8 protein-coding genes are annotated in these 8,151 nt (G+C 74.3%); 4 read left to right on the plus strand and 4 right to left on the minus strand.

The features are described 5' to 3' along the window. Positions 1 to 27 precede the first annotated feature (27 nt). Both DN069_RS32090 and DN069_RS32095 read left to right on the plus strand, forming a co-directional pair. Positions 28 to 873, plus strand: coding sequence for an IclR family transcriptional regulator (locus DN069_RS32090; RefSeq protein WP_111506759.1), 846 nt, complete (start codon positions 28 to 30; stop codon positions 871 to 873). Next, positions 870 to 1,829, plus strand: coding sequence for an NAD(P)-binding domain-containing protein (locus DN069_RS32095; protein ID WP_243640018.1), 960 nt, complete (start codon positions 870 to 872; stop codon positions 1,827 to 1,829). Before DN069_RS32090 ends, DN069_RS32095 begins: the two co-directional genes overlap by 4 nt. Positions 1,830 to 1,908: 79 nt before the next feature. On the opposite strand, the gene DN069_RS32100 is transcribed toward DN069_RS32095, so the two are convergent. After that, entirely contained in the window at positions 1,909 to 2,835 is a 927-nt protein-coding gene (locus DN069_RS32100; RefSeq protein ID WP_243640020.1) for a L,D-transpeptidase, read from the minus strand. Between the two features lie 233 nt (positions 2,836 to 3,068). Here DN069_RS32100 and DN069_RS32105 point away from each other — a divergent pair, with 233 nt between their 5' ends. Together DN069_RS32105 and DN069_RS32110 are read left to right on the plus strand one after the other, a co-directional pair. Beyond that, positions 3,069 to 4,901 (plus strand): gamma-glutamyltransferase family protein, encoded by a 1,833-nt coding sequence (locus DN069_RS32105; protein ID WP_165845729.1) that lies wholly within the window; start codon positions 3,069 to 3,071, stop codon positions 4,899 to 4,901. A 215-nt stretch (positions 4,902 to 5,116) separates the two neighbouring features. Then, complete coding sequence (locus DN069_RS32110; RefSeq protein ID WP_243640023.1) at positions 5,117 to 5,512, plus strand: MmcQ/YjbR family DNA-binding protein; 396 nt, start codon at positions 5,117 to 5,119, stop codon at positions 5,510 to 5,512. A 9-nt stretch (positions 5,513 to 5,521) separates the two neighbouring features. On the opposite strand, the gene mptB is transcribed toward DN069_RS32110, so the two are convergent. From mptB to DN069_RS32125, 3 genes are all read right to left on the minus strand, one after another. Further along, the gene (mptB, locus tag DN069_RS32115; protein ID WP_133260108.1) at positions 5,522 to 6,799 is read right to left on the minus strand and encodes a polyprenol phosphomannose-dependent alpha 1,6 mannosyltransferase MptB; all 1,278 of its coding nucleotides are present in this window, start codon (positions 6,797 to 6,799) and stop codon (positions 5,522 to 5,524) included. A 367-nt stretch (positions 6,800 to 7,166) separates the two neighbouring features. Beyond that, on the minus strand, positions 7,167 to 7,574 hold the full coding sequence (locus tag DN069_RS32120) for a hypothetical protein (protein WP_111506762.1): 408 nt from the start codon (positions 7,572 to 7,574) through the stop codon (positions 7,167 to 7,169). A gap of 20 nt (positions 7,575 to 7,594) precedes the next feature. Beyond that, complete coding sequence (locus tag DN069_RS32125) at positions 7,595 to 8,008, minus strand: hypothetical protein (RefSeq protein WP_111506763.1); 414 nt, start codon at positions 8,006 to 8,008, stop codon at positions 7,595 to 7,597. Positions 8,009 to 8,151: the final 143 nt, after the last annotated feature.

Raw genomic sequence — 8,151 nt, forward strand, 5'->3', positions numbered from 1 at the left:
CCCCGGATCGGGTGAAAGGAGCGCCCCGTGCCCGCGTCATCGAGCTCCGCCGTCGACAAGGCGCTCGACCTGATCGAGGCCGTCGCGGGCTCCGACCGGCCGCTGCGGCTCGCCGAGATCGCCGAGCAGGTGGGTCTGCACCGCGGCACGGCCTACCGCGTGCTGGTCGACCTGGTCCGCCGCGGCTGGGTGATGCGGGTGGGCGACCACTACCTGCCCGGCACGGCCGTGCTGCGGCTCTCCCGCTCCGCCGCGGCGACGTCGCTGGCGGGTGTCTCGCGCCCGGTCCTGGAGGAACTCGCCGAGCAGACGGGGATGATGGTCAACCTTCAGGTGCTGGCCGACGACCGGGCCCGGGTCGTGGACGTGGTCCGTCCGGACCGGCTGGAGATGATCAGCGACCTGCGCGACGAGCTGCTCCCGGTGCACCGCTTCGCCGGGCCGCTGGCCCTGGTCGCGGCGCTGCCGCCGCCAGCGCGCGAGCCGTTCCTCGGCCCGGCCGAGGCGGAAGGCCACCGTATGGAGGGGCCCGAGGGCCTGCTCGACGCACTGGAGCGGGCCGCGCGCACCGGCTTCGCCGTCCAACGCGGCCGCGCCGAGCGGCTGATCGGGTCGCTCAGCCGGGCCGTCACGCCCACGCCCGACGCCCCGCCCGTCTGCGCGCTCACCCTGGTCGGGCCGGTCGGCGAGTTCGACGACGAGCATCTGACCGCGCTGGAACGCCGCCTGCGCGAGGCCACCGACCGTCTCGGCGGCGAGCTGGCGCGCCTGACGGCACCCGGCGCGGGCCGCCGCGGCTCCGGTGACGGTTCCCGCCCGGGCGGGGCGGCCGAGCCGAGCACGACCGACCAAGAGGAGGGGAAGCAGCCGTGACCACCGAGCCGTTCCTGGTGCTGGACGAGGCGCGGACAGGCGCCGCCCTCACCGACGCCGACACCCTCGGCGCCGCGCTCACCCGCGCCCTGATCGCCGTCGCGCGCGGCGAGGCGTCCACCCCACCGCGGATCGCCGCCCGGACGCCCCACGGGCTGCTCGGCGCGATGCCCGGCCACGTCCCGGGCCTGGGCCTGGCCGCCAAGCTGATCACCGTCTTCCCCGACCCGGAGCGCCCCGGACGCAGCAGCCATCGCGGTCTGGTCGCCCACTTCGACGAACGCGACGGCCGGCTGCTCGCGATACTCGACGCGGAGCCGCTGACCGCGGTGCGTACCGCCGCCACCGCCACACTGGCGCTCCGTACTCTTGCCCGCACCGACACCCGTCGGATCGCCGTGATCGGCACGGGCGCTCAGGCCGCCGCCCAGCTCGCCCAGTTGGTGTCGCTGACGCGCGGTTCGGGTTTCGGGGCGGGGGCGGAGCTCGTCGTCGCGGGCCGCACGCCGGCTCAGGTGGCCGCGGTGGCCCAGCGGTTCGGCGTGCGCGCGGCACCGTCCGTCGAGGCGGCGGTGCGCGGCGCGGACGCGGTGCTGTGCTGCACCGGCGCCGACCGCCCGGTGGTCCGCCGGGAGTGGCTCGCACCGGGCACGCACGTCGGCTCCGTCGGCGGCTCGGAGGGGCCGGAGCTGGACTCCGGGACGATCCGTGACGCCGCGCTCTTCGCCGAGTGGTCCGGGGCCGTCGCCGAGGCCCCGCCCGCCGGGGCGCACGAACTGCAGGGCGTGTCCGCCGAGCGGGTCACGCAGCTCGGCTCCGTGCTGGCGGGGGACCACCCGGGCCGCCGGGACGAGGCGGAACTGACGGTCTTCAAGTCGACGGGCCACGCCGCGCTCGACGTGGCCGCCGCCGCGGTGGCCTACGCCAGCGCGGCGTGCGGCGGCCGGACGGAGTGAGACGCGAGCGGCCGCGGAGCTGTTTCGCTCCGCGGCCGCCCTCGGGTCGTGCTCGGTCGTGCTGGGGTCCTGCTGACGGTCAGGCCGTCTGCGCGCCCGTCGCGCTGCCGGCCAGCCACTGCGACCAGGAGAGGTCGAAGTCGGCGTAGCCGTTGTCCCCGGCCGCCTTGCCGCGCGGGGAGCCGGTGATGGTCACCGGGTCGCCCTGCTTGACGTAGTCGTAGAACCACTCGGCGTTCGCGTACGACAGGTGCACGCAGCCGTGCGAGCCCTGGCCGTGGCCCGGGCGCGGGTCGCCCGTGGAGTAGTGCACGTAGGTGCCCGAGAAGGTCAGGTGGGCGTCCCACGGGAGGGTGAGGTCGTAGAAGTTCGGATCGTGCGGGTTGCAGGTGATCTTCACGCTGCACGAGGTCATCCGGACCGACTTCTCCTTGTCGATCACGGCCATCGTGCCGTCCCAGCTGGGGAAGGTCCGGCTGCCCGCGTCGATCGGCATGGTGCGGACCACCTTGCCGTTGTGCGTGACCTTCATGGTGTGGCCGGGCACCGAGACGAACGCCTCGAAGTCCGCGCCGATGGTGAAACTGTGCGTGTACGCGTGCGTGCCCTTGCGGCCGAAGCCGTCAGCGACGCCCGTCAGCTGCGCGTTCAGCGTGACCTTCGTGCCGACCGGCCAGTAGCGCTCGGGGCGCCAGTCGACGCGCCGGTCGCTGAACCAGTGCCAGGCACCGGTCACCGGAACCGAGGTGGTCACCTTCAGGTGCCGCTCGATCCCGGCCCGCGCCGAGGCGGCGACCGGGTCGGTGAAGACCACCGAGATCGGCATGGCGACCCCGACGGTCGCCCCGTTCGCCGGGGTGATCGAGTTCAGCAGCATCGGAGGGGCGGTGACCCGGGCGCTCGAGCCCGAGTTCGCCGCCGCCATGGCACTGCCGGTGAGCCCGGCAGCGGTGAGCAGCGCACCCGCCACGAGTGCCACCCCGACGCTGCGCTTTATTCGCCCCACACTTATCTCCGCTCATGTCATGGACAGGGGACGCCAGATGTTCTGGATGAGTCGTCACTCTACGCAGGTGGCAGGGGGTGTTTCCGACGCGGGTCACCCGCCTGTGTGGACTTGTGCGGGAGACGGGACACCACTCGGCCGGCCCGTGCCCCGGCGTCAGGTGTCCGGTTCCGGGTACGGGGGACCAGGACGACGTCGCGGCCGCGCGGCGCAGGACAGTCGGAGGCACCCGCGTGTTCACCACCCGGCCCACGCTCCAGGGCACGTTCGGCATGGTCTCCTCCACGCACTGGCTCGCGTCCCAGTGCGCGATGGCGGTTCTGGAGGACGGCGGCAACGCCTTCGACGCCGCCGTCGCGGCCGGGTTCGTGCTGCATGTCGTCGAGCCGCACCTGAACGGACCGGCCGGCGAGGTGCCGATGGTGCTCGCGCCGGCCGGCGGCCGGCCCACCGTGCTGTGCGGCCAGGGACCGGCCCCGGCCGGGGCCACGGTGGACCACTACACCGGGCTCGGCCTGGAGCTGGTCCCGGGCACCGGTCCGCTCGCGGCAGCGGTGCCCGGAGCCTTCGACGCCTGGATGCTGCTGCTGCGCGACCACGGCACCCGGCGGCTGCGCGAGGTGCTCCGCTACGCCATCCACTACGCCAAGTCCGGCCACCCGGCGGTGGAGCGGATCGGCGCCACCGTCGAGAGCGTGCGGGAGCTCTTCGAGCGGGAGTGGACCAGCTCGGCCGAGCTGTACCTGCCCGGCGGGCGTGCACCGCGCGGCGGCGAACTGCTGCGCAATCCCGCGCTCGCCGCCACCTGGCGGCGCGTCATCGCCGAGGCGGAGGCCGTCGGGACGGACCGTGAGAGCCAGATCGAGGCGGCCCGCCGGGTCTGGCGCTCGGGCTTCGTCGCCGAGGCGCTGGTCGAGGCCGCCGGCCGGCCGACCATGGACACCTCCGGCGAACGCCACACCGGCACCCTGACCGGCGACGACCTCGCCTCGTTCCGGGCCGGGTACGAGGAGCCGGTCACCGCGGACTGGAACGGCTGGACGGTCTGCAAGGCCGGCCCGTGGAGCCAGGGCCCGGCCCTGCTGCAGCAACTCGCGCTCCTGCCCGACGGCTTCGGCACCGGCGACACCGCCTACGGCTCGGCCGGCTACGTCCACACCCTGGTCGAGGGCACCAAGCTGGCCATGGCCGACCGCGAGGCCTGGTACGGCGACGCGGCCGAGGTACCGGTCAAGGCGCTGCTCTCCGCCGACTACAACGCCGCCCGCCGGTCGCTGATCGGCGAGCGGGCGAGCCTGGAGCTGCGCCCCGGCTCCCCGGACGGCCGACCGCCGCGCCTGCCCGTCCACGTCCGGCAGCCGGCCGTCCGGCCGTCCGCCGTGGACGGTGTCGACGCCTTCGACCCGCTCGGCACGCTGCCCGCCGGCGCGGGCGAGCCGACCGTCGCGCACGACGGCCTCACCCGCGGCGACACCTGCCACCTCGACGTGGTCGACCGCTGGGGCAACCTGGTCTCCGCCACGCCCAGCGGCGGCTGGCTGCAGTCCAATCCGGTGGTCCCCGAGCTCGGCTTCCCGCTCGGCACCCGCCTGCAGATGGCCTGGCTCGAACCCGGACTGCCCAATTCGCTCACCCCGGGCCGCCGCCCGCGCACCACTCTCACCCCTTCGCTGGCGCTGCGTGACGGCGAACCGGTCCTGGCCTTCGGCACCCCCGGCGGCGACCAGCAGGACCAGTGGAGCCTGCACTTCTTCCTCGCGGTCGCGCTGCGGCCGTCGGTCCGCGGCGGGCTCGACCTCCAGGGTGCGATCGACGCCCCGAACTGGCACACGGACGCCTTTCCCAGCTCCTTCTTCCCGCGCGGCATACGCCCCGGCAGCCTCGTCGTCGAGGACCGCATCGGCGGCGAGGTGGCCGCGGAGCTGCGCGCCCGGGGCCACGACGTCACCCTCGCCGACCCGTGGTCGGAGGGCCGCCTCTGCGCGGTCGCCCGCGACCCGCGCACCGGCGTCCTCTCCGCCGCGGCCAACCCGCGCGGCGCCCAGGGCTACGCTGTCGGCCGCTGAGCGCGGCCGAACCGAGGGACGGGCAGCAGGGGTCGCGGCCCTTCGGGTGAGATCGAGGGGCGGTCCGGTACGCCTGATTCACGAGCGACCGGCGACCGTGTCTCCTGGTGAGGTCAGCTGCCCGCGGGCGGCACGGAGGCGGGGCGGTCGGCATGGCGCGGGAAGCGGCACGGGCGCGAGGGGTGGCACGGGCCCGGCGGGCCACGGTGGCCGACGTGCACGCGCTGGCACAGGGGATGCCGCACGTGACGGTCGAGCAGGGGCCGCGCAGCAATCCCGTGTACCAGGTCGGGGGCAGGTCCTTTGTCTTCTTCCGGACGCCGCGCCCCGACGCCGTCGACCCGGACTCCGGGGAGCCCTACCCGGACGTGATCATGTTCTGGGTCGCCTCCGAGGCCGAGAAGCTGGCACTGGTTCAGGACCCGGCGACGCCGTTCTTCACCACGCCGCACTTCGACGGCCACCCCTCGGTGCTGCTGCGGGCGAGCCGGGTCGGCGAGCTGGACCTGAGGGAGCTCACGGAACTCGTCCAGGAGGCGTGGCTCTCCCGTGCGTCGCACCGACGGGCGCAGACGTGGCTCGCCGCGCAGGGGCTGCCCGGCGAGCCGTGAGGCGACGGCTCACCAGCTCCAGCCGTGACCGCCGGTGTTGTGCATCAGAGCGAGGGTCGTGGTGAGGACCACGAGCAGGTAGTCGGTGCGGGAGCGGGGCAGGAGCGCCGTCAGGGGCCAGGTCATCGCGGTGTACCAGGGCATGCACCAGGGCGCGGCCAGGTTCCAGCCCAGCGAGAGCGCGTGCGCGTAGCGGGACTGCTCCCAGCGCGGGGTCTCCCAGCGGGGCCGGTCGAGGCGCGGCAGCGGCTCCGGATTGGAGCGGTGACGCAGCAACAGCAGCGCCGCCGCCACCATCACCAGCGGCCACGCGGCGCTGATCAGCGACGCCGTGGCCGAGGGGCCGATCAGGGCGTGGCCGATGATCTGCACGAGCTGCCAGAACGACGGCGTGGACACCAGGTGCGAGGCGCCGCCCAGCGGGGCGAAGGCGTGGAAGCCGACGGGCGCGTAGAGCAGGACCAGCACGGCCAGGCAGACCAGAGAGCGCGTCAGCAGCCGGTTCCAGCAGCGGGCGCGCAGCAGCGGCAGGGACAGGCCGAGCACCAGCAGCGCCGCGCTGATCTTGACGCCACAGGCCAGCCCGAGCAGCGCGCCGATCAGCGCCTCGCCCTGCCAGTCCTGGGGACGCGAGGCGAGGACGACCGCGCAGACCCCGAAGAAGGCCACGTAGGTGTCCAGGTGGCCGCCGCCGACCAGCAGGGCGAGCAGCAGCGGATTGGCCGCCCACAGCAGCGCCGCCCGGCTGCGGTCGCCCGCCGCCTTCACCAGGATGACGCCGGTGGCCACGTACGCGGCCGCGTTGGCGGCCATGAGCAGGCCGATCGTCACCATCACGCGGTCGCCGCCGATCCCGGCCGCCAGTCGCTGCACGAAGGTGGCGACCGGGCCGTAGACGGAGGCGGTCCGCACCCAGATGCTGCTGACCAGGTGGGCGTAGTGCCCGCCGATCTGGGCCGGGACGACCTGGTAGGGGTCCAGCCCGAGGGAGGCGATGCGACCGTAGGCGGCGTAGCTGGCCATGTCGGCCGAGCCGACCGGCGTGGCCAGGGTCAGCAGGCAGGCCGCCGCCGTCCCGGCGGCGAACATCACCCTCGGCCGAGGCCGCCAGCCGCGCCTGAGGGCGGCGAGCATCCCGATCAGGCCGAGTCCCTGGGCGCCGTACGCGGCCAGGGTCAGGTACGTCGACGCGGGCCCGGCCAGTGCGGGCAGGTGCAGCAACGGGATCGCCGCGTCGATGGTGTGGTCGTTGGGCGCGCCGGCGGCCACCACGGCGATCAACAGCACGCCCGTCACCGACAGGCTGATGGCCCCCCGCGGGACCCCGGTCCGGGCTGAGGGACGGTCGGTCGCGCGGTCCGCCGCGCTCCCTCCGTCCCGGGGTGGTCGCCGGAAGAAACTCTCCGCTCGACGTCCGCCGGCACCGGTGATGGGTATCGACACTCCTGGCTCGCCTCTCACCGGTGACCCGGCCGTTCTGCCGGACGAGCAGAGCCGTCCGCCTCCCCGGTCCCGCGCCCCCGAATACCGGTCGACGACACGGGCTCGCACAATAGTGCGGCCATGGAGCATATCGGGGACGGGGGGACGAGCGCGGAGGGTCCCGCAACCTTCGTCGACGACCGATGCCGACGAAGCCTCAGCAGACGTCGGTTCAGAACCCCTGCCGGGTGGCGCGGCGTGCCGTCCTCATACTGACCAGCCCGGCGACGAAGGCGCCGGCGAGGCCCAGGGACATGACGACGTTGCCGGTGACGGTACCGGGGTTGTGCGACGTCAGATTGGGTTCGAGTTGGCCGGCGAGCGAACCGACGCCGACGATCCAGAAGGCGATGAGCGCCCCGAAGGCGGCGTGCCACCACCAGCGGCAGGTGAGCAGCGTCAACAGGGCGAAGGCGAGGATGAAGGCGATACCGGGCGGGAACGAGACGCCGAAGGTGCCCTCGGCGTCGGCGAACTTCGCGGGCTGGGCGATCCACTGGACGACCAGGCCCACGATGCCGACGAAGAGCCCGCCGAAGGTGACGAGCGTGCTGCGGCTGAGAGAGGGCAGGCGGAACATGGGAACTCCTTGACGAGTGTTCAGGACGGATGGTCAGGGCGCAGGACGCGCGGGGCGCGGACGACCGCGGCCGTCGCGAGGACGGCGGCGGCCGCGAAGCTGAGCATCTGGGCCCAGCCCGCGGTGAACTCGAGGACCTGGCTCGGGGTGACCAGCCCGTGCACGAAGGCGCGGGAGGCGAGCCCGCCGACGGTGAAGAAGGCGCTCATCGCGGCGGCGAGCAGCGGCGTGTACCGCCCGGGGGCGAGCGCCACCACCAGCGCGAACGCGGGGTAGATGAACGGCCCCGGGCCGTCGTAGCCGGTGGCCTCGTCGGCGATCGCGGCCGCGACGAGTGCCGCGCAGGTGGCGACGAGCAGCGTGCGATGTCGCCCGCGGGACCGGCCGATCGCGGTGCGGGCGGGCCGGCGTGGTGGTCGGGAAGCGGCTTCCATGACGGGCCCTCCTTGGCCGGACAGTGGACGGTGGATGCGAGGACGGTGGACGGGCGGGTCCGTGGACGTCGGGTCGGCGGAGCGGCTCGACGTCGGGCGGTGAGCCCATCGTCGGCTCGGGACGGGGGCGGGCGCGTCGGGTG

Source organism: Streptacidiphilus pinicola (assembly GCF_003258295.1).
Classification (GTDB): Bacteria; Actinomycetota; Actinomycetes; order Streptomycetales; family Streptomycetaceae; genus Streptacidiphilus; species Streptacidiphilus pinicola.

Excerpts from the sequence above, each read along its gene's own strand:
- DN069_RS32120 (WP_111506762.1), bottom strand. The coding sequence starts at position 7,574 with ATGTTCCGCCTGCCCTCTCTCAGCCGCAGCACGCTCGTCACCTTCGGC.
- DN069_RS32125 (WP_111506763.1), bottom strand. The coding sequence starts at position 8,008 with ATGGAAGCCGCTTCCCGACCACCACGCCGGCCCGCCCGCACCGCGATC.